This window comes from Klebsiella sp. RHBSTW-00215 (assembly GCF_014103785.1).
Lineage (GTDB): Bacteria > Pseudomonadota > Gammaproteobacteria > Enterobacterales > Enterobacteriaceae > Klebsiella.
Genome location: NZ_JABXQS010000005.1, coordinates 1 through 19,211, shown reverse-complemented (window position 1 = coordinate 19,211; position 19,211 = coordinate 1). Strand labels below are relative to the sequence as shown.

At 48.7% G+C, this 19,211-nt stretch carries 25 protein-coding genes; 15 read left to right on the top strand and 10 right to left on the bottom strand.

Annotation, left to right across the window (positions count from 1 at the left end):
- Window positions 1-100: 100 nt before the first annotated feature.
- The 10 genes from HV127_RS31460 to HV127_RS31420 all read right to left on the bottom strand — a co-directional run bounded on the left by HV127_RS31460 (window position 101) and on the right by HV127_RS31420 (window position 8,805).
- On the bottom strand, window positions 101-982 hold the full coding sequence (locus HV127_RS31460) for a DNA adenine methylase (protein WP_182240995.1): 882 nt from the start codon (window positions 980-982) through the stop codon (window positions 101-103).
- Window positions 983-1,378: 396 nt separating this feature from the next.
- The gene (locus HV127_RS31455) at window positions 1,379-2,794 is read right to left on the bottom strand and encodes an AAA family ATPase (protein WP_228727551.1); all 1,416 of its coding nucleotides are present in this window, start codon (window positions 2,792-2,794) and stop codon (window positions 1,379-1,381) included.
- Between the two features lie 57 nt (window positions 2,795-2,851).
- Complete coding sequence (locus tag HV127_RS31450; RefSeq protein ID WP_154944700.1) at window positions 2,852-4,018, bottom strand: site-specific integrase; 1,167 nt, start codon at window positions 4,016-4,018, stop codon at window positions 2,852-2,854.
- Window positions 3,979-4,185: a hypothetical protein gene (locus HV127_RS31955; RefSeq protein WP_047683674.1), complete on the bottom strand. Its 207-nt coding sequence runs from the start codon at window positions 4,183-4,185 to the stop codon at window positions 3,979-3,981. The genes HV127_RS31450 and HV127_RS31955 overlap by 40 nt, the downstream gene beginning before the upstream one ends.
- 42 nt (window positions 4,186-4,227) lie before the next feature.
- Window positions 4,228-4,794: a 3'-5' exonuclease gene (locus tag HV127_RS31445; RefSeq protein WP_152308843.1), complete on the bottom strand. Its 567-nt coding sequence runs from the start codon at window positions 4,792-4,794 to the stop codon at window positions 4,228-4,230.
- Between the two features lies 1 nt (window position 4,795).
- On the bottom strand, window positions 4,796-4,993 hold the full coding sequence (locus HV127_RS31440) for a hypothetical protein (protein WP_171883029.1): 198 nt from the start codon (window positions 4,991-4,993) through the stop codon (window positions 4,796-4,798).
- Entirely contained in the window at window positions 4,993-5,520 is a 528-nt protein-coding gene (locus HV127_RS31435) for an HD family hydrolase (RefSeq protein ID WP_182240993.1), read from the bottom strand. The genes HV127_RS31440 and HV127_RS31435 overlap by 1 nt, the downstream gene beginning before the upstream one ends.
- Window positions 5,521-5,652: 132 nt before the next feature.
- Complete coding sequence (locus tag HV127_RS31430; RefSeq protein ID WP_182240991.1) at window positions 5,653-6,480, bottom strand: DUF2303 family protein; 828 nt, start codon at window positions 6,478-6,480, stop codon at window positions 5,653-5,655.
- Between the two features lie 56 nt (window positions 6,481-6,536).
- Entirely contained in the window at window positions 6,537-6,908 is a 372-nt protein-coding gene (locus HV127_RS31425; protein WP_004123001.1) for a hypothetical protein, read from the bottom strand.
- A gap of 1,270 nt (window positions 6,909-8,178) precedes the next feature.
- Window positions 8,179-8,805: a LexA family transcriptional regulator gene (locus HV127_RS31420; protein ID WP_103215643.1), complete on the bottom strand. Its 627-nt coding sequence runs from the start codon at window positions 8,803-8,805 to the stop codon at window positions 8,179-8,181.
- A gap of 100 nt (window positions 8,806-8,905) precedes the next feature.
- Here HV127_RS31420 and HV127_RS31415 point away from each other — a divergent pair, with 100 nt between their 5' ends.
- From HV127_RS31415 to HV127_RS31345, 15 genes are all read left to right on the top strand, one after another.
- The gene (locus tag HV127_RS31415; protein WP_103215642.1) at window positions 8,906-9,115 is read left to right on the top strand and encodes a Cro/CI family transcriptional regulator; all 210 of its coding nucleotides are present in this window, start codon (window positions 8,906-8,908) and stop codon (window positions 9,113-9,115) included.
- A gap of 28 nt (window positions 9,116-9,143) precedes the next feature.
- Window positions 9,144-9,701, top strand: a complete 558-nt coding sequence (locus tag HV127_RS31410; protein ID WP_154944687.1) for a YmfL family putative regulatory protein — start codon at window positions 9,144-9,146, stop codon at window positions 9,699-9,701.
- A complete protein-coding gene (locus HV127_RS31405; RefSeq protein WP_103215640.1) occupies window positions 9,698-9,895 on the top strand; it encodes a hypothetical protein in 198 nt (65 codons plus the stop codon). The genes HV127_RS31410 and HV127_RS31405 overlap by 4 nt, the downstream gene beginning before the upstream one ends.
- 55 nt (window positions 9,896-9,950) lie before the next feature.
- Window positions 9,951-10,595, top strand: a complete 645-nt coding sequence (locus HV127_RS31400; RefSeq protein WP_228727550.1) for a phage regulatory protein/antirepressor Ant — start codon at window positions 9,951-9,953, stop codon at window positions 10,593-10,595.
- 1 nt (window position 10,596) lies between these two features.
- The gene (locus HV127_RS31395) at window positions 10,597-10,776 is read left to right on the top strand and encodes a DUF4222 domain-containing protein (RefSeq protein WP_103215638.1); all 180 of its coding nucleotides are present in this window, start codon (window positions 10,597-10,599) and stop codon (window positions 10,774-10,776) included.
- Complete coding sequence (locus tag HV127_RS31390) at window positions 10,773-11,651, top strand: conserved phage C-terminal domain-containing protein (protein WP_103215637.1); 879 nt, start codon at window positions 10,773-10,775, stop codon at window positions 11,649-11,651. Before HV127_RS31395 ends, HV127_RS31390 begins: the two co-directional genes overlap by 4 nt.
- Window positions 11,648-11,905: a hypothetical protein gene (locus tag HV127_RS31385; RefSeq protein ID WP_182240990.1), complete on the top strand. Its 258-nt coding sequence runs from the start codon at window positions 11,648-11,650 to the stop codon at window positions 11,903-11,905. The genes HV127_RS31390 and HV127_RS31385 overlap by 4 nt, the downstream gene beginning before the upstream one ends.
- A complete protein-coding gene (locus HV127_RS31380; RefSeq protein WP_103215636.1) occupies window positions 11,905-12,804 on the top strand; it encodes a phage N-6-adenine-methyltransferase in 900 nt (299 codons plus the stop codon). The genes HV127_RS31385 and HV127_RS31380 overlap by 1 nt, the downstream gene beginning before the upstream one ends.
- Complete coding sequence (locus tag HV127_RS31375) at window positions 12,797-14,767, top strand: DNA cytosine methyltransferase (protein WP_103215635.1); 1,971 nt, start codon at window positions 12,797-12,799, stop codon at window positions 14,765-14,767. The genes HV127_RS31380 and HV127_RS31375 overlap by 8 nt, the downstream gene beginning before the upstream one ends.
- Window positions 14,764-15,825, top strand: coding sequence for a DUF968 domain-containing protein (locus tag HV127_RS31370; RefSeq protein ID WP_182240988.1), 1,062 nt, complete (start codon window positions 14,764-14,766; stop codon window positions 15,823-15,825). Before HV127_RS31375 ends, HV127_RS31370 begins: the two co-directional genes overlap by 4 nt.
- Window positions 15,826-15,846: 21 nt before the next feature.
- The gene (locus tag HV127_RS31365; protein ID WP_103215633.1) at window positions 15,847-16,545 is read left to right on the top strand and encodes a bacteriophage antitermination protein Q; all 699 of its coding nucleotides are present in this window, start codon (window positions 15,847-15,849) and stop codon (window positions 16,543-16,545) included.
- A 193-nt stretch (window positions 16,546-16,738) separates the two neighbouring features.
- A complete protein-coding gene (locus HV127_RS31360; RefSeq protein WP_103215632.1) occupies window positions 16,739-16,933 on the top strand; it encodes a TrmB family transcriptional regulator in 195 nt (64 codons plus the stop codon).
- 149 nt (window positions 16,934-17,082) lie between these two features.
- Window positions 17,083-18,135, top strand: a complete 1,053-nt coding sequence (locus HV127_RS31355) for a site-specific DNA-methyltransferase (RefSeq protein WP_182240986.1) — start codon at window positions 17,083-17,085, stop codon at window positions 18,133-18,135.
- A 141-nt stretch (window positions 18,136-18,276) separates the two neighbouring features.
- Entirely contained in the window at window positions 18,277-18,630 is a 354-nt protein-coding gene (locus HV127_RS31350; protein ID WP_103215630.1) for a phage holin, lambda family, read from the top strand.
- A 2-nt stretch (window positions 18,631-18,632) separates the two neighbouring features.
- Entirely contained in the window at window positions 18,633-19,175 is a 543-nt protein-coding gene (locus tag HV127_RS31345; RefSeq protein WP_182240984.1) for a glycoside hydrolase family 108 protein, read from the top strand.
- Window positions 19,176-19,211: the final 36 nt, after the last annotated feature.

The following is a 19,211-nucleotide window of genomic DNA, read 5'->3' as shown; positions in this document are numbered from 1 at the left end:
AGCGTCCGAAATTTATTATCTCATTGATTATAAATGATTTATTAAAAAGTGACTTTACTGCGGCTCTTTTACGGCGCTTTTTCTGTCTTGGGGTAGTCGTCTAGCTCATAGCATTTTTAATGGTGGGTGCTTTTACCTTAGTTGGATCATCGGTTTTAAAGACCTTCAATCGTTTACTGAAGAACATCACTTCTGAGCCCTTATATCGATCTTGAGCACTGTAGTTTATTCCATACACTAATGATGATGCCTTATACATACTTTGGATCTCAGGAGTGTTATCGTAAGAAACAATCCATGGTGTTTTAATATCATTCTGCACTACTTTTGCAACATTAACATGGTCACTATGTTCATAATGATTGATATATAATCCCTTACCTTTTATGTAATATGGCGGATCTAAATATGTTAATGATTTCTTAGGCAGTTGAACAACTATCTTTTTTATGAAATCAATTGCATCCATGTTATACAAATCTATTTTTTCACGGTTTTTTGATATTTTCTGGATCCGAGAAATTAAATCACTCTTATTATAGCGAGCATCAAGTTTCCATTGTCCTTCTTGGTGTTTACCACCAATTACACCGCCTTTTAATATTCCAGAACGATTTGTTCTATTAAGAAAGAAGGTAGAAAAACCAATTGTTAGCATATCATGGTCTTTTGGATTATTAATTATTTCTTTCTGTTTGAACCACTCATCCATTGTGACTTCAGTTTCTTCAATTAAAGCACACAGATGATCTGCATTATTTAATACACTGTGCCAAAAAGCATAAACAGAGATATTAATATCATTAAGAATGATTTTTTCAGCTACATTTAAGTGTAAAAGCTTCAGCGCTAAACCAGCCCCCCCAGCGTATGGCTCTGCATAATGTATAGGCGAAAGCTTATTATCTTCAATAATCCGAAGCATGAAATTTGAAAGCTTGCCTTTGCCGCCAGGATAACGAAGTGGGGTGTTAAAACGCATATGATACCTCTAAATGTCAGGTCTAAAGTATATCAAAAAAAAGGCTTTATGGCCATCATATAAAGCCCTTTTCAATCAATCAGTTGCCAGACAGATACGAAGTGATAGTAGCAGAGTCAACACCATGTCCATTTGTCATAATAATTTTAAGATTTTTGATTAATTCATGCTTGAAATTATCGGACTCTACAGGGTGTTTCTCGACCCAATATCGATAGGGATTATCTTTAACACGCCCTTTAACTTGTGCTAGGAACTCAGGAGTATGGGCGAAGTCTTTAAATAGCTTTCTAACCACTCCACCATAATTTTTGTTTGTTTTCTTATAATTATCTATCGAGGTTTGTAAGTTAAAAGAATGATTTCCTATTTTTAGTGTTGTGATTATATCTTTTGCTATTTTAAAAAAACAGCTTTTGTAAATCTATTTTGATTGTCCCAATATTTATCATCAGGAGGTAAGTTGTATAAGAATTCAAAAATCATTTGGTCTGGAGGAAGGGCGTTTGGAAGTAAGCATAAGCTTCTCTCTTTCTTTGCTTTCTTCGCATTGTCACTATTATCATTAGCAACATCACCGTCTAAGACTACCAAGCTTTTAATTGTAAACTCAGGGATTTTCCTCGCCATTAAATCCAGTATAGCAGTACAGCTGATATTGATGTTTCCCAGTGGGTTCAATATTTTGTTTATTTTTCTGTCCGTTATCAATTGTTTGAAGAAATCGAAGCCTTCTTTATCTTCAAAATAAACATTAGCTTTTGGAAGACTAATGTCATCATTTATTTTTACAGTTTCAACATGCAAGTCAGCGTTGATATCAGCCCATGAAAGATTATCTTTTGTTTTAATGCCTCCATAGGTATCTGTAAGATATATTGTCTTGAAAGCATTATTGTCTTGTTTAGATCGATTGTATATATCTTCTATTATCAATGGGGAATGTGAAGTCATGATTATTTGCAAATCATATTTTTTAGCTGCTTTTGCGAGGATGTTAATAAGTTCTAATTGGGCCGCAGGAAAAAGACCAGCATCTGCCTCATCAATTAATAATATCCCACCATGATAATCAGCATAAATTTCCTTCAATCGTTTAAATGAAAAAAATGCTTGAATTAATTGACCTACATTATCTTCGCCGACAGATACTGATTGATGATCATAATTATCACCATGTACGACCATTGAATCGATAGTACCTTTTGTAGCTGTCACGGAACATCCATTGTTTTTAAGTAAAAGTTGATTGCTCATTATTCTTATGTCATCAGAGTTCTCAGCAATATACTGTACATCCCTTGTCGAGTAATCAGTCCTAAGAGTAATCGGAAGGAGTCTGGCTAAGCTTAAAAAAATTACAGGATGGGTAACGTTTCTACTTTGATTTTTCCCTGGTATAGCATCGTTACCCCTGACTATTGGTCTTGATTTTGCTCTGTCAACGGAGCTGTACAGACCCAAAGTTAGTTTTTCAAGATGTTTGTTAGATGCACCATCATAGACACTGATCTTTACTTCCATTGAACCGGCAGTATCAAACTGTTCTGAAAGTCTAAAATGTTCATTGAAAGCTGACTTGAAGCTGCCATTTGTTAATGTCTTATATTGGGTTAAATCCACCTCAGGGTTCTTGGACAAGTCTTTTGAAAAACTAAAAATTTGAGCGATAATACCAAGGATAGTTGATTTAGACGTGCCATTTTTACCGCAAATAACAGTTAGGCGAGAGCCAAATTCTATATTTATATCTTTTAGACCTCGGAATTTTACTACATTTATTTTTTTTAGTTTGGTTATTGAATTTGCCATGTTTGTACCTTGTTCCATGAAATGGCCACAAATTGTGGCCAATAGTTCAGACATGGATTATATTGTTATCTTCTTCAGGCTTGTTTGTCCATCATATTCCTTCAGATATGAGCCGTAGTGACGGAAAAGCATCTCTGGTCCTTTATGCCCCATTTGTGTGGCTAACCAAAAAAGATTGGCACCTTGGCTAATGTGACGGGTAGCAAAAGTGTGCCGGGTTTGGTATGGATTACGATAGCGGATGCCTGCCTTTCGTAAGGTTGGTACCCACGCTTTTTTTCTTATTGCATCAGCACTTGCCCATGCTTTATTACTTTTTGGATCTTCGAAGATCGTATCATCTTTCATAAAAGTGAACGGTTTCTGACTAACTAACGCAAGCATTGCTTCGTCAGTTAGTTCAACCTTCCGTGTTCCAGCTTTTGTTTTGGTCCCTTTGATTACGCCAACTACGGTGGCATTCTGAACGTGGGCTGTCTTCCCTACAAAATCGATATCACGCCAACGAAGAGCACACAGCTCAGAACTACGCAGGCCAGTTTGGATGGCGAATCGAAAGAGGTTCTCCCATTGTTTATTGCCAGCAGCTGTGAGCAAAGCATGTACTTCGGCTGGTGATAGCGGGTCAACCACATAACTACTTTCTGACACTGATTTGTCACTCTGGTAACGTGAGGCTGTTACTAGTGAAACAGGGTTAATCTGGAGAATACCATCTGTTACCGCTTCATCCATTGCAGAGCGCAGGAAAGAAAGTTGGTTTCGGATGGTCTTCAAGGTCGTTTTCTGATCTTGGATCCATGCCTTCAATGCAGCCGGCGTTAACTCACTTGCGGGAAAAACGTGAAGCGATGACAATGCGCTACGGCATTTTTTGTAGCCGCCGATCGTTGAAGGGGATAACTTCCTCGTTTCGCAAATCACAAGATATTCATCTAGATACATTTTCACCGTTTTGCCGGAGGCAGCATTCCCAAAGATTTTTAACCGGGTAGAACGGGGGAAGTATTCTGCATAAACAAACGTTCCTCTTTCGATTTTGTTATGAATTTCTCCGAGTGTTCGCTCAGCATATTTAATGTTTTTCGAAGAAACTTCCAGATTAGAAAGGGGTTCACGGCACTTAACTCCCTTATATGTAAAAGTAATATTGATAGTTTCTCCGTTGCTATGTTTCCTGATGGTTACGCCGCGCGGGAGTTTAGGCGATTTTGTCGAGCCCATTTTGCAACCTCACTAAGATCTATCCATCTTTCCTTAACGCCTTCGACCTTTAGCACCTGTACCCCTTCACGCCATACGCCGCGCTGGATGCGCTTATTTATGGCATCAGGGGTTTCGCCAGTCTCTTTGCAATAAGTTGAGATGGGAACACAATCGAGGCTCAGCATAGATTTCTCCATTGCCCGGCTGCACCCGGGCGATTAGGGTTATTATTCGTAGCTTGAAGGCAATAGTTTCTGCCAGATTGCCGATACATATTTTGCTTGATGGCGGGCATCGGCCAATGCGTTGTGGGCTACACCATCAAATGGCATATTACGTTTGGGGTCGAAACCAAGTTTTTTACCGAGCAGCACCATGGTACGCACGTCGCTGTCGTTCCAGAATTGCCACGGACAGGTTTGGCCAGCGCGGTCGTAGGCTGAACGTAAAATCACGTTGTCGAAGTTGGCACCATTGCCCCAGACTTTCAAGTAACGCGGGTTGTCAGAGTTGCGGCTGATGAATGAACTGAGTTCGGAGAGCGCTTCCGCGATGTGCTTGGTATCGTCAGTACAAATAGCTGCACGGGCCTCTGATGATTGTTTCAGCCACCACAGGATGGTGCCACCGTCCGGAGTCGCTCCCTGATCCATAGCGCTGGCGAGGTTGACAGCCACATAGAACTCTGCGCCCAGATCTCCAGTTTGTGGATCAAAGAACACAGCACCGATCGTGACGATTGGCGCAGCAGGCTTATTACCCATAGTTTCGAGGTCGACCATTAAATGGTTCACATTAATTTTTCTCCTGTTTCTGCGCTGCAGCTAACATAGCCGACAGCGCTGTGTTCTGGTCCATTGCCTCTGTAAGGGCGACAAAGGTCACATCCAGCCTTGACGCTATGTCTTGCATCAATTGGGCTGCTGCTGGCGGTAGTTCTGGCGCTGCAGCGTGCGCTGCGGCAACCAATTCTTTCACTTTCACGTGTGCCATTAGCACCGCTCCATCAGTTGGTTAAATCGGTTCATGAACATGCCGTAAGACTGACCTGGGCGGACGGGATTTATCACAAATTGGTCGGTGGGAATAATGCCGTCGAGCATCGGCCAGTGGGTGCCGTCGTCGATCTCAAAGTCGCGTCGTTCGCTGGCCAGCATCACAAGGTCGGCATACTTCACGGTCGGGTGTTGCTCAGTAGGAAGGCCGAATTTTTGGCGAATAGCGGCATCAACCCAACCCTCAATGGCGCGGTAGTCCGGGAGCAGGCGTTTAAGCGGCGCCGGGATATCCTGCAAATAAGCCTCGGCGGCGTCGTGCAGCAGCGCTTCGAGCGCAAACTCCTGCGGCACAAGGTTGCTCGTTAAAACACTGTGCTGCGCTACGCTATAGAACTCAGGCAGATGGCCTGCAAAGCGGCAGATATTCGAGAGAGCGTTCGCGATATCTTCTATCTCGATGGCATCCTGCTGGATATCGAGATAGTTAAAGTGTTTGCCAGTAAACGTTTGAATAAAGCTCATTGCATTTCTCCATTTAATTGCGCTCTGCACAGCGCTGTTTTTTGGGTATAGGAATCCCTCGCCAGATGGCGATAAATTGCAGGATTACGCTTTAATAAATCCCCGCGGCGCCGGGGATTTAATGGAGAGCAATCAGGCTTTGAAGTTTCCGATAAAGGTATCCACTGGCTTGCCGTCGAACTTGCCAACAAGCAGGTCACGGAACTCATTGGCGATCGCTTCCTCCTGCGCCTCCAACTGGACAATGCGCAGAACAAATACCGGTTCGCTACTTTTCAGCAGGCTGTTGCGCAGACTGAAACGACGTTCGCCAAGACCTTCATACGGTACGCATTTAAACTCGAACGCCACCGGCATAACCTCCTTGCTGCTGGCTTCGATACTTTGCATCAGAGATTTTTTGCCACTAAAGTCGCTATCTTCATGATCTGCCTGGGTTGCCTGTTGAATAGTGACGCGGCGAACAGCCTGCGCTGCCTGGGCGATCGTCATCGTGTTACCGCTAGCATCAAAGGCCAGCAGATAGTCGCTCCAGTCTTCCAGCCACTCAGCGATTTGCTTCTGGTTGAGGTGATCGCCGTTGATCGCCAGTAACGCGCGGAATGGTGCTGTCTTCTTGAGCTTAATCGAGGCGACGTTGTCAGCATGACCTGGGTTATCCAGCGTGCCGATGTTGAAGATAGAGCGCGCCAGCATGTTATCGGCATCAATAAAGCAACGTGCTTTATCATCTTCCTGGGCATAACCAACGGAATAGCGAACGAAATCGTCAATGCTGGTTGTGTCCATGGCACCGCGGAAACGGAAGCGCTCAAGAGAATAACGCTCCAGACTTTCAACGCTGGTATTCTGAGGTAGCAGGGCGGTCGGGCAGGCCAGGCCGTGGATATCGTTCAGGTGATAACCGGAAAGCACCAGGTCTTTGACTTGCTGAAAAGTACCGCTGTCTAACTGAGACATAAAAATTCCTTATTAACTGATTAGCGAAGTGGTATCAGTGAATTTGTGCGTGCGGATCACTGAGCCGCTTTAAGCTTTCCGTCCACCGTACCGGTGATACCGAAGAGTTGCCCCTGGTCTTCCTGCAGGATGGTGAGCTTGCCGCCCTTGTTAACCCACATTGGTGTTTCGGTGGTGTCCTCTTCCGACGCTTTTCCACGGGGAGTTGGGGTGCTGTAGTTCAGCTTGTGCTTAATCTTGACGCGCTTCTCTTCAACAGAGTTGCCCATACGCTCAAAATCAAAGGTGAGGACAACCTTGCCTTTGTTGCCGTTGTTCAGAACGCCGAGCGCGGTGGTATTTAGAGCCGCCGCAATCTTGTTCATGAATACGCCGGCGTCCAGTTCGCCCAGGAAATCGGGCACGACTGTCATGCGATCATTACTCATGGTTTTACCCTCTCGAAAGGCGGCTGCCACCGCCGGGAATTTCTCCGTACACAACACAGAAGAGCACCTGCGGTTGAGAAGCCGCCCGGGTGGGTTGGGTAATGAGCCCGTCGCCCGGTGATGCTCTTGTGTATTGTGTAAAAAGGGCGGTTATCCATCAGAACGTTATCCTCTTCCTCCTTTGGATAGTGGAAAACTGGATAACCGCCAAGACTACACACAGCACAGTTAACTAGGTTGTGGCGGTGGTGCCTCCACCTGCCGGGTTAAGCCATAACCGACGACGTACACTGCCCGGAAACGCATTCATTGAACGGGTTTGGCTCGTCACGTGCGCATAGCCGCAATTACCACAACGAAGAGAGCACTGCCGGTGTCCGAATCGAACGGACCTTTTCCCTGCCCATCACCAGATATAGAACTATCCTGGCGTCTGGAATCGAACCAGACTCTGTGCCTTGCTCGTCAATGCCCTCATCGTTGTGTCCCGGACTATTCCCGGGCGTCACACCTTTTCGCCGCGCTGGTGGGGCGCACGTCGTGCCTGAAACACCTGGCTTGCACATTCCAGTTATCCGGATAGCGCATGGAACTTCAAGGGAACCATCCGGGCTGCTAACGCTGCATGTGCCATACAACGGTTGTGAATATTGCCGCTCACAACTGGAAGCGCACCCCTACAGTTACAAACCAGTCCCCACGACGGATGAAGATGGAATGCGCTTTCATGTTGTGTTCGATTCATCTACCCCGGTCCGGCGGCGCCACCTCGCCGGGGCAGATGCAAAGGACCGTTACGCGATCATTCGGCTTGTTGGTATGGCCGGAAGTATCAAGTCCCGACATCGCGGATTCTGCTTCTCCGCCCCGGTTTCACCCCCGCTATTGTTTAGCGCGCAAACCGAGAAAATCGCCTTCAACGCTGTAGGCTTTCGCCATGTTCTTCAGATATCTTCGGGCGGGGTGCTAAGGGAGTGATTAGCCCTTATCCTTAACACTCCTGCTGGTTTTCGGTATTCCTGGCTTGGGTATCGCCACCAGCTATAGGAATTTGACTACGAGTTGCGGGTAATCAAACCGCTTCTCTGTTACCCCTCCCGAAGACATCTGTCAGCGAATCATCCGGTCATTCATACGCCACCGGCGGCTACTTCGTGGGCGTCCTGCCTGTTCGCTGTTGATAGATGAAAATCTAACTTAACTTAGTTTTATCGTCAAGGAAAAACACCAAACTTTTCTTAGCTTGGTGTCGAAGGTAGATTAGCTTAGATCAGAGCTCGTATTGAACGCCTTTAACCACACCAATAATGACGCAGTTACCATTGATGGCGATGTTCGGATAACGGGGATTTAGCGGGACAAGAAATTTTTGCGGACCGTCTACAACCAGTTTTTTGACCGTGGCCTCGTTGGTCCCATCTATTCGTGCAACTACAATCTTTCCATGAATTGGCTCAATGTCTGGATCAACGATGACCGTTGCGCCCTCAGGAATCGTGGGCAGTCCATTAGGATTTGTCATTGAGTCTCCCTTTACTTCAAGGGCAAACGAGTTATCGCTGATGCGGAGAGACGTTTCCACCCATTTTTCGGCATTATGCAAGACATCTTCAGGCTTTGATTCTGTGAATAATCCTGCCTGCACCCACGATATCACGGGAACTTTTCGCATCTTAGTTATTAAGTTTCCCTCAAACTCAGTGCCAAAAAGTATGTAATCAATTGATGTATTGAAGAATTTTGCTAGTTTGGAAAGAGACTCCCCTCCTGGGACGTTTACATCCTTTTCCCAATACCCAACTGCGACATCACTGACCCCACAAAACTTCCCAAGCTCTTTTTGTGAGGTTCTGGTGATTCGCCTAAGCGATTTTATTCGTTGTCCGACAGTTTCCATTTACACACCAGTAGTCAATCAAGCTAAGCAATCTTAGTTTTTATTGACCAAAGATAGATTGGTAATTAATATCTAATCAAACTTAGTTAAAGGAGCCATTATGACCACCGATGAAGTTGAAAAGTACTTTGGAAACGCTGAGAAGGTAGCCGAGTTCTTTGGCATATCCAGCGAAGCTGTTTATCAGTGGCGGAACAGACCCGGTCGCTTGATCCCAAAAGGGAGGGCTGCTGAAGCCGCGTACCGCACCGATGGGAAACTTGTTTTCCAACCGGAGCTGTATAGCAAGCTTAAAGAACAAAAAGTTTGATAGGAACCACAGAGATAAGGGGTAAGCCGTGGGTAATGAACCAACCTGGAAAGTAGAAAAACAGCCCGCGTGGCTGGTGGCAGCAATCCGTAAAACAATAGCCGCATTACCTGGTGGCTATATCGAAGCAGCTGAGATTCTGGATACCACCCAGGACGCGATCTTTAACCGGCTGCGTGCTGGTGGAGATCAGATATTCCCTATGGGCTGGGCAATGGTCCTGCAGAAGGCAGCAGGTGTTAGCTACATCGCCGATGTTTTTTCACGTGAAACCGACAACGGGATCCATGTATCTGGTGCAGCTCATGAAGACGAGAACGAAGAGATTGGTTTGAAGCTGGCGGAGCTGGTGGGACAGCTCGGCGAGCTGGTCAGCGCTTATCGGGAATATATCGATGATGGGGTGGTTACACACGGCGAGTGGCAAAGTCTGAATGATATCGCCTACCAGTTCAGGGTCACGCTGATGACGTTTCTCAACCTGATTTCTCGTGTTTATTGCCTGCCAGAAAATAGTGACGCCCGCGAGTGTGCAGCTCCGGGCGTCGTGGCGAATAAATCAATGTGTATGGAGAAATCCGCATGAGCAATTTAACCGCAAATAATCAGCGATCGCAACTTCGCGCGTTACCAGTTCGCGGTGGTAAAAGCGTTATTGCGTTTTGCTATGCCGTAAGAATACCGGGTGGATGGGCCCAGGTTAACCACAGTTTTACAGAGTGGGCTGTGGGTGACTTCATTGCACGAGGAGGTAAGCACAATGGCGCAATGGATAAATAATCTCCCGGTTTCATCAGTTGCTTCTGTCCCTGCCTTTACTGCTAGCAGCGTAACCATGAGCAGCCGTGAGATTGCTGAGCTGACTGAAAAGCAGCATGGGCATGTTTGCCGGGATATTGAGGCGATGCTGAAACAGTTAGGAGAGAGCCCGGAGGGGTATATCCAACTTTGGACACACCCCCAGAACGGCCAGAAGTACCGCGAGTATCGCCTCGATCGTGAGCATACCGAATGCCTGATCACTGGTTACAGCGCGGTACTTCGCATGAAGATTATCCGTCGCCTGCGTGAGTTGGAAGATAGCGCTAATGCTATCCCACAAACGCTACCGGAGGCGCTTCGTCTGGCCGCCGATATGGCTGAGCAGAATGCGCGCCTGTCTCACAAGGTCCAACAGGATGCTCCGAAAGTCGCGTTCGTCAATCAATACGTTGAAGCCGGCGGCGCCAAAAGCCTGCGTGAAACAGCGAAAATCCTGAACATGCCGGAAAAGGCCATGATCGACACGCTATTGCGTGACAAGGTGCTTTTTCGTCAGTCCGGCAATTTGCTCCCTCATGCCCTGCGCCAGCGCGAAGGTTTGTTTACCGTCAAAACTGGCACTTCAGATTTTGGTCATGCCTATACCCAAACCCGAGTTACACCCCGCGGCGTCCAGTGGATTGCGCAGCGCTACGCCTCTGAGCTGATGGGAGGTTGATATGGAAGAAAATATCCGGTCCCTCGACCAATACTACCGTGATCAGCATGGCATCGTCGTGCATGTCATTGGTTATGACGATGATCGCCAGCGCGTGATCTACCGTCGCCCAGGCTATGAGTGGGAATGTGCTGCCCCGAAGATTATCTTTCGTTCCAGATTCAAGAGGATAGGCAAGTGAGCGTTAAATTATCCGCATATGTCTGGGATGGTTGCGCTGCGGCAGGCATCAAAGGCAATAAATTACTGATCATGCTTCGCCTGGCTGATTATGCCAGCGATGAGGGGATCGCATATCCAAGCGTTGCGACGATTGCGCGCCAGCTCGGTGCCGGACGTAGCACAGTTATCACTTTGATCGGCGAGCTGGTTAAAGATGGCTGGCTGACCAAAAAAGAGCGCCGTGTCGGTCAGCGCAGTACCAGCAACCTCTACACCCTGAATGTGGCTAAGCTGCGTCAGGCTGCAAATGAACATTATGAGGGTCCAAAATCTGGACGTACAGAATCTGAACATTCGGAAGCTGGACGTCCAAAATCTGAATGTCCGAAAGAGCCAAAAAAACAGGGTTTTCAGGGTCCAGAAACTGGACACGATCCGTCAGTAAATTCAAATACAGATCCATCAGTAGGATCTAAACCCTCTTGTCCGGTTCCTGCGGAACCAGACCCGCAAGTGGTGCTCACTGATTTATCAAAACAGGTTCTGACCTATCTAAACCAAACCACTGGCTCACGCTTTCAGGTCTGCGCTACGTCGCTTGAACATATCAGGGCTCGTCTCCGTGAAGGATTTACCGTTGCAGAAATGGCGCTGGTGGTGGACTACAAAAACGAGGACTGGAAAGACTCAGAACAGGAAGAATATCTCCGCCCGACGACATTGTTCATCCCGAAAAATTTTCCTGGCTATCTCAAGCGTGCAGGTAACTGGGACAAGGCCGGGCGCCCGGAGAAGAAAAACGGGAAATGGGCTAAAGGAGGGGCTGAAGATCCAGCGTTCAGATCCAGTTACTCAGACGTTAAGTACACCGTTCCAAAAGGATTCCGCTCATGAAATCGCAGGTTATATCACCAACCCCTGAACAACTGCGCCGCCAGGCTGAAGACATGCTCAAACGTGCCGAACAGCTGGAAAAAACGGGGGCCACAAAGGACGCGCTTAAAAAAGCACTGGTACCGGCGTTGCGTAAACTGATGCAGGCCAAACATCGTGCACAGCTGGCAGTTGATGAGCTTGTTGATAGCGTTGCAGATCTGGAAGGCCGAGTGTCGCATGTCGAGAAAGTAGTGCAGGAGGTACTGGCGTGATGAATGCATATTGTGAATCGCTGGAAGCAATGCGTGTTGCGCCGTCCCATTATTTGAAAGAAGTTGGTGATCAGTGGCGTACGCCTGATCTTTTGTTCTGGGGAATTAATTCGTTATTTGGTCCTCTTGTTCTGGATCTGTTTGCTGACGACAGCAACACGAAATGCCCGGCATGGTACACCGCTGAGGATAATGCGTTGACGCAGGACTGGTCTGGTCGCCTAGGAGAACTCGGCGGTGCAGCCTTTGCTAATCCGCCCTACAGCCGCTCGCAGTACCATAAAAAACAAGCCATAACTGGCATGACTCATATCATGAAATACACCGCCGAGCAGCGTGAAAAGGGCGGTCGCTACATTTACCTCGTGAAGTCAGCAACTAGTGAAACATGGTGGCCGGAATATGCCGATCACATCATGTTTATTCGTGGTCGTATTGGTTTCGATCTCCCTACGTGGTTTGTGCCGGCCGACGAAAAGCAGAAGCCCACCAGCGCCTTCTTTGCCGGGGCCATTGTGGTATTCGATAAGACCTGGCGCGGCGAGCACTTTAGCTATATCGATCGTGTAGAGCTTGAAGCGAAAGGGCGCGCAAGTATGGCTTTGGCTGAGTTTGCAGCAGGAAAATTCCTGTCACCAGCTTCGCCAGCTCAGTCTCCTGAAGTGATCATCCCCGAAGCTGGATTTGCAGCATTGGCTGAGGCTGAATCACGGATATGGCCACTGGAAGTTGGGCTGGTGTTCAACCAGGTTGAAGGCGCTGAGGATCTGGAATTGTCCCAGCAGAACAAGCTGAAGGCCCACATTAACCAGTTGTGGCTGGAGCGCATGCCCACCAGCGAGATCATCACCGTTGCTGGTGGCCTGGTAGGGAGTATGCAGGGGGCCGCTCATGCGTGAGATTATTGTCGATAATTTTGCTGGTGGCGGTGGCGCGTCCACAGGGATTGAGCTGGCGATCGGGCGCAGCGTTGATATTGCGATAAACCATGATGAAAACGCTATTGCCATGCACAAAACCAACCATCCAGATACGCTCCATTATTGTGAGTCCGTATTTGATGTTGACCCGGTCGCGGCGACCGGCGGTAATCCGGTTGGCCTGGCGTGGTTTAGCCCGGACTGTAGGCATTTCTCTAAGGCGAAGGGTGCAAAGCCCGTGAAGAAAGAGATTCGCGGTCTCGCGTGGATCGTTGTCCGCTGGGCGTTGGCGAAGCGTCCGCGCGTTGTAATGCTGGAGAACGTTGAAGAGTTCAAGACGTGGGGGCCATTGCTGGAGGATGAGGCACGTCCGGACCCGACACGCATAGGGGAAACCTTCGCTGCATTTGTCGGGATGTTGTCTACGGGGATCCCGGTCGATCACCCCGCGCTGGCCGAAGCCTGCGAGTTTCTGTCTATTCCTCCCGACAGTGAGCAGGCAAAGGCCCTGATATCTGGCCTTGGGTATACCATCGATTATCGCGAGTTGCGTGCCTGTGATTTCGGGGCGCCGACAATAAGGAAGAGATTCTTTATGGTGATGCGCTGCGACGGTGAAACTATCCACTGGCCAGCGCCGACTCATGGGGATCCCAAATCGCTCGAAGTACAAAGCGGCAAACTGGCAGGGTGGCGTACAGCAGCTGAATGTATCGACTGGTCTATCCCGTGCCAAAGCATCTTTGATCGTAAAAAGCCGCTTGCAGAAAACACGCTGAAACGCATTGCGCGCGGAATCGAGCGGTTTGTGCTGAATAATCCGACGCCTTTCATCGTCAAATGCAATCACACCAGCACCCGTAGTTCGTATGACTGTTTCCGTGGGCAGGATATCGATAGCCCGCTGCAGACCATTACCAAAACTCACGGATACGCCGTAGTGACGCCACATGTCACAAAATTTCGTACCGGCGCCACCGGGCAGGAATGCACTGAACCATTACCAACCGTTACCGCGGGAAGTTCGCAGCGCCCGGGGGGAAATGGACATGCACTAGGGATAGTGAAAGCAACGTTGATACCGTTCATCGCTGGCAATGGCGGCAGTGAGTATCAGGCCAAACCACGCGCAATCAACAGGCCAGCCCACACCATCCTGAAACAATCCCGAGCCTGTTTAGTGGCACCAGTGATCGCACGTCAATTCGGTGCCAGCGTCGGCCACGGTGCCGACGAGCCGAGTGCAACCATTACAGCTGGGGGCGGCGGTAAATCTCAGCTGGTCACCACGTTTCTGGCAAAACACTTCGGAGGGAATTATACAGGCCCCGGCGCTGCAATAGATCAGCCTGCTCACACAGTGACGACAACCGATCACCACGCTTTAGTGACAGCCCAGATTGTTGGCGTTGGTGGTCGAGCGGGACAAAGCCGCCCTCGTGATGCTGATGAGCCGTTGCAGACTCTGACAACAAAAGCTGATGCGGCGATGGTGACTTCACACCTCGTTCATCTTCGCGGCACCTGCAAGGACGGTCGCAGAGTTGACGAACCTGTGCCAACAATTACCGCCGGCGGTCAGCATGTCGGGGAAGTACGAGCTTTCCTGATGAAGTATTACGGGAACGAAAAAAGCGGTGTATCGCTGGATGAGCCGCTGGGAACTGTCACCACTAACGATCGTTTTGGTCTGGTAACGGTTGAGGGGGTTGAATATCAGATCGTCGATATTGGCATGCGGATGTTACAGCCGCACGAGCTGTACAGGGCGCAAGGTTTTCCTGCGGGCTACATCATCGATCAGGATTACCGCGGCAACCGTTACGCCAAAGACAAACAAGTCGCTAGGTGCGGCAACGCCGTCCCACCGCCGTTCGCTGAAGCTCTGGTAAGGGCAAACCTACCGGAAATGTGTATTCCTGAGCAGAGGGAGGTTGCATGAGAGCTCTGCTTACTCCTGAAGTTGTGCCGCGCTTAGGCGTGGTACTGCTTAAGCCAGGAAAGGAGCTGATGCGTCTTTTCCGCAGCGGTAGGGTGCTGGTGGAGTCTGAGCCAAAAAGCATGGCAGGGCTGGCGACCAGCCGAATCCCTGACGCGCGCCAGCCGCTGGCTGAAGATAAGGCACTGGAAGCCTTTTTCACCAGCGAGAAAGTCATCAATGCTGCTGGAGGTCTGCAGGGGCTTGAGTACTGGCTTCGGCAGAACATCCGGGAATGCCAGTATCCGCATTCTGAATATCATCATCATGAGCATTTAAGCATGCGCCATCCACCCGGCGCTATCATGCTCTGCTGGCATTGTGAAAACCTCCTTCGTGAGCAGACCACCGACACACTCAGTGAGCTGGCGCGCCGAAACGTTATCAACTGGATAATCGATACTGCCCTGCAGAATCTGCAACTGGGCCGGGAGCGGGAACTATCGCTGGCGGAGCTATGCTGGTGGGCTGTATATGCCGGTGCAGCAGACGCTATCACAGAGACAATGGCGCAGCGTGGCCTGCGCCTTCCTGCTGAGCCGTTTCAATCTGTATATAAAGAAAGCGACATTGTTCCTTCAGTACCAGCCACCAGCATTCTGCAGGAGAGGTTGCCAACAGCAAGATTAATACAGAAATGCTGGTCCAACGAAAACGTGCAGGCGTTACCGAAGCTGCCGAAGGTGTTGGCGCTGGCCGTTGACCCGGAATCACCTGAATCCTTTATGTTGAAACCTAAGCGCCGCCGCTGGGTTAACAAGACCTACACCGACTGGGTAAAACGTCAGCCATGTGAATGTTGTCGCCGACCTGCCGACGATCCGCATCATGTTATCGGGCATGGCATGGGCGGTACCGCAACCAAAGCCCACGATCTCTTCGTGTTCCCTCTGTGCAGAGAGTGTCACGACGAGCTACATGCCGACGTAAATGCGTTTGAAGAGAAAAACGGCTCACAGCTGCAGCTGCTGTTCCGTTTTCTTGATAGAGCCATAGCGATCGGCGTGATTGTAAAATCATAAGTGTATGGAGCACTGAGCAGTATGAACCTACAAAATCTGGAATATACCCGTATTGAAGTTCGACGAGCGTTGTTGGATCTATCCGGCACAACAAAGGGACAACTCGAGGCATTCAGCGAGAACCCACCAGCAGATAAGAATAAAAATCCGCGGTACTCTCGCCATTTTGTCGATCTGGATGGGGGAATTGGTTGTGGCCCGTCGGTGGTTAAGGCACTGACTACTCCAGTTTATGTGATGGAGACCCGAAGCCGCCGCCGACCAATGCCACCCATTAACGATATTGAGTTCGGTTATTCGCCGTGGCGCCGTGCAGTGAATCAACTGGAAGCCTACCAGCAAGCGTGGGTGCGCTATTGCTATGGCTTCGATCTAAACTTCCATTATCAAACATTAATGTGCCAGCACGTCTGGACTGAATACCAGAACTACCAAATAAGCAAGCCGCTACAATCGCGAGTGATTAAAAAGCTGGTAGGGCTGGTCTGGCTGGCGGCACAAGAAGTTGCGGCTACCCGCAATAATGAGACCTATAAAGCCTACGCGGGTGCCGCACTGGCGCGTTTGGTTTCAGTTGAGCGGTCCACTTGGAAAAGGGTGTATGCAGGCCATTGGGAACGGTTAAAGATGGCTTTCATCGATATGGATAGCAGCGCGTTGCAATGCATATATAAGCTTCATGAGGAAATAGAAGACTTCAGGACGGAAAAGTGTGATTAAAGTTGGCTATCTTCGTCAAACGGGCTTGCAAAATGCAACAAAATGAGCCATATTTTACGGTAATTTGATATTTTGCCATATTTATAAATAACCTCGCTTCGGCGGGGTTTTTTTATGCCTTCTGCAATAACTTCTTGATGGGGTTCGCAACCAGAGTTATCTGTATGTCATACCGTTTAAACAGGAAAAAGACATGCTAAATCAAGATGATATGACAGAGGTGGCGCGCGCTGTTTTTAATGAGTTAAGTGATGAACCAGCTACGGCCGGGGAGATTGCGCAGAACACGCATCTAACGCGCGAACGCTGCCAGTTAATTTTAACGCAGCTGGTAATGGCAGGTTTATCGGATTATCAATTCGGATGTTATAAGCGCCTCCCTGAGTAGAGAGGCTTTCTGCTGTGAAAATGGGCGGCTGGTGGGTGTTGTAGCACCCGGCCAGCCATTCGCTCATGTACATGGTCACAAGCGAACCTAGGCCCACTGCTTTAGCGCAAAAGCAAAGTGAGCCTATCATGAGTTACGCTTACTGATCTATGAAAAATACTGTAAAAATATCCAGTGTTGAGTTGATCAACTCTGACTGCCTGCAATATCTCCCATCCATCCCCGATAACTCCATAGATCTCATAGTTACGGATCCGCCGTATTTTAAGGTGAAGCCGAACGGTTGGGACAACCAGTGGAAAGGGGATGAGGATTATTTACGTTGGCTTGACAGCTGCCTGGCGCAATTCTGGAGGGTATTAAAGCCATCTGGCAGTATGTATCTGTTTTGTGGTCACCGTCTGGCATCAGATATAGAGCTTCTCGTCCGTGAGCGGTTTAATCTGCTTAACCATATCGTCTGGGCTAAACCTTCCGGACGCTGGAACGGGTGTAATAAAGAGAGCCTCCGTTCATACTTCCCGGCGACAGAACGCATAATTTTCGCCGATCATTATCAGGGGCCATACAAACCAAAAGATGATGGCTTTGCTGTTAAATGCAACGAGTTAAAGCAGCATGTCATGACCCCGTTAATTACATATTTCCGCGCCGCTAGGGATTCCCTTGGGGTAACTTCAGCTCAAATTGCTGCCGCAACAGGCAAGAAAAATATGGTTTCCCATTGGTTTGGCCTTAGCCAGTGGCAGCTACCGAACGAAACCGATTATCTGAAGCTGCAGGCTTTATTTCAGCAAATAGCCCTGGACAAGCATTCGCGCAACGAACTCGGGAAACCCCATCACCAATTGGTCGCTACTTGGCAATCCCTTAATCGAAAATACTCCGAACTTCAGCAGGAATATCAGCGTCTGCGAAGACCGTTTAGTGTCTCCGTCACGGTGCCATATACCGACGTCTGGACGCATAAACCAGTTCAGTTTTATCCAGGCAAACATCCATGTGAAAAACCTGCCGATATGCTGCAGCAGATCATTACAGCCAGCAGCCGGCCAGGTGAACTGATCGCTGACTTTTTCATGGGATCCGGTTCTACGATAAAGGAAGCGATTAAATCAGGCCGTCGCGCCATTGGTGTTGAGCTGGAGGCGGAAAGATTTATTCAGACATCTGAAGAAATCAGAAGGTTAATAGAAATATAACGGTTTACTGCGGCTAAGCGTTGCTGTGGTGGCCATCACTTTCAGGCTCAGGGATTCACCTTTGACATTGCCACTTAACAGAGTAGCCCTGAAGCCTGAACCCATCACACTAACACCCGCAACCCTGCGAGGTGAGAGACTATGAAAATGCCCAATAACCCGAGCAACTGGCCTGATTTGCTGGAGTTGCTGCAGAGCTGGTGGCGCGGAGATACGCCGCTGGGCGCAGTATTGTTTTCTTTGCTTATGGCTGGGCTGCGTATTGCTTATTTTGGCGGCGGTGGCGGCTGGAAGAAGAAAACTCTCGAAATTCTACTCTGTGGTGCTCTGACGCTGACATGTTCATCCGCGCTGGAGTATCTCGGATTGCCTAAAACACTCTCTGTGACTATCGGTGGCGGTATTGGACTTATTGGTGTGGACACCCTCAGGGCATTCGCAATGAAATATTTAGGCAGCCGGTTTGGTATCGGCGGCGGAGATAAAAAGGCTTAACAATGACAGCAGATCAAATCATTGAGGGGATCCTCGGTAAAGAAGGGGGTTACGTAAATAACCCGAATGACAAAGGCGGTCCTACGCGTTGGGGTATCACGCAGATCACCGCCTGCGCATACGGTTATAGCGGCGATATGAAAGCGTTACCTCGGGAAACAGCCAAAGCCATTTACCTGTCGCAATACTGGACTGAACCGAAGTTCGACCGCATCGCCGAACTGTCCCCTACCATTGCACAGGAGTTGTGTGATACCGGTGTAAATATGGGGCCGCGCGTCGCTAGTACATTCTTGCAGCGCTGGTTAACGGCATTGAATATGCAGGACAAGCTATATCCAGACCTTAAACCGGACGGTGTAATTGGCAATATCACCATCGCCGCTCTGAAGAGTTACCTTGCTGTTCGCGGCAAAGATGGCGAAACCACATTGCTAAAAGCGCTGAATTGCAGCCAGGGTGCTCGCTATCTGGAGCTAGCCGAAGCGAGGCCTGCAAACGAGGTGTTCCTGTACGGCTGGGTTAAAGAGCGGGTGAGCCTATGAAGATGATTATTTTCGCTCTGCTGGCGCTGGTGGCCT

Bases quoted from the DNA above. Each gene is read 5' to 3' on its own strand.
- HV127_RS31460 (WP_182240995.1), bottom strand. From the start codon at position 982: ATGCGTTTTAACACCCCACTTCGTTATCCTGGCGGCAAAGGCAAGCTT.
- HV127_RS31455 (WP_228727551.1), bottom strand. From the start codon at position 2,794: ATGGCAAATTCAATAACCAAACTAAAAAAAATAAATGTAGTAAAATTC.
- HV127_RS31450 (WP_154944700.1), bottom strand. From the start codon at position 4,018: ATGGGCTCGACAAAATCGCCTAAACTCCCGCGCGGCGTAACCATCAGG.
- HV127_RS31955 (WP_047683674.1), bottom strand. From the start codon at position 4,185: ATGCTGAGCCTCGATTGTGTTCCCATCTCAACTTATTGCAAAGAGACT.
- HV127_RS31440 (WP_171883029.1), bottom strand. From the start codon at position 4,993: ATGGCACACGTGAAAGTGAAAGAATTGGTTGCCGCAGCGCACGCTGCA.
- HV127_RS31435 (WP_182240993.1), bottom strand. From the start codon at position 5,520: ATGAGCTTTATTCAAACGTTTACTGGCAAACACTTTAACTATCTCGAT.
- HV127_RS31430 (WP_182240991.1), bottom strand. From the start codon at position 6,480: ATGTCTCAGTTAGACAGCGGTACTTTTCAGCAAGTCAAAGACCTGGTG.
- HV127_RS31425 (WP_004123001.1), bottom strand. From the start codon at position 6,908: ATGAGTAATGATCGCATGACAGTCGTGCCCGATTTCCTGGGCGAACTG.
- HV127_RS31420 (WP_103215643.1), bottom strand. From the start codon at position 8,805: ATGGAAACTGTCGGACAACGAATAAAATCGCTTAGGCGAATCACCAGA.
- HV127_RS31415 (WP_103215642.1), top strand. From the start codon at position 8,906: ATGACCACCGATGAAGTTGAAAAGTACTTTGGAAACGCTGAGAAGGTA.
- HV127_RS31405 (WP_103215640.1), top strand. From the start codon at position 9,698: ATGAGCAATTTAACCGCAAATAATCAGCGATCGCAACTTCGCGCGTTA.
- HV127_RS31400 (WP_228727550.1), top strand. From the start codon at position 9,951: ATGAGCAGCCGTGAGATTGCTGAGCTGACTGAAAAGCAGCATGGGCAT.
- HV127_RS31395 (WP_103215638.1), top strand. From the start codon at position 10,597: ATGGAAGAAAATATCCGGTCCCTCGACCAATACTACCGTGATCAGCAT.
- HV127_RS31385 (WP_182240990.1), top strand. From the start codon at position 11,648: ATGAAATCGCAGGTTATATCACCAACCCCTGAACAACTGCGCCGCCAG.
- HV127_RS31380 (WP_103215636.1), top strand. From the start codon at position 11,905: ATGAATGCATATTGTGAATCGCTGGAAGCAATGCGTGTTGCGCCGTCC.
- HV127_RS31375 (WP_103215635.1), top strand. From the start codon at position 12,797: ATGCGTGAGATTATTGTCGATAATTTTGCTGGTGGCGGTGGCGCGTCC.
- HV127_RS31370 (WP_182240988.1), top strand. From the start codon at position 14,764: ATGAGAGCTCTGCTTACTCCTGAAGTTGTGCCGCGCTTAGGCGTGGTA.
- HV127_RS31365 (WP_103215633.1), top strand. From the start codon at position 15,847: ATGAACCTACAAAATCTGGAATATACCCGTATTGAAGTTCGACGAGCG.
- HV127_RS31360 (WP_103215632.1), top strand. From the start codon at position 16,739: ATGCTAAATCAAGATGATATGACAGAGGTGGCGCGCGCTGTTTTTAAT.
- HV127_RS31355 (WP_182240986.1), top strand. From the start codon at position 17,083: ATGAAAAATACTGTAAAAATATCCAGTGTTGAGTTGATCAACTCTGAC.
- HV127_RS31350 (WP_103215630.1), top strand. From the start codon at position 18,277: ATGAAAATGCCCAATAACCCGAGCAACTGGCCTGATTTGCTGGAGTTG.
- HV127_RS31345 (WP_182240984.1), top strand. From the start codon at position 18,633: ATGACAGCAGATCAAATCATTGAGGGGATCCTCGGTAAAGAAGGGGGT.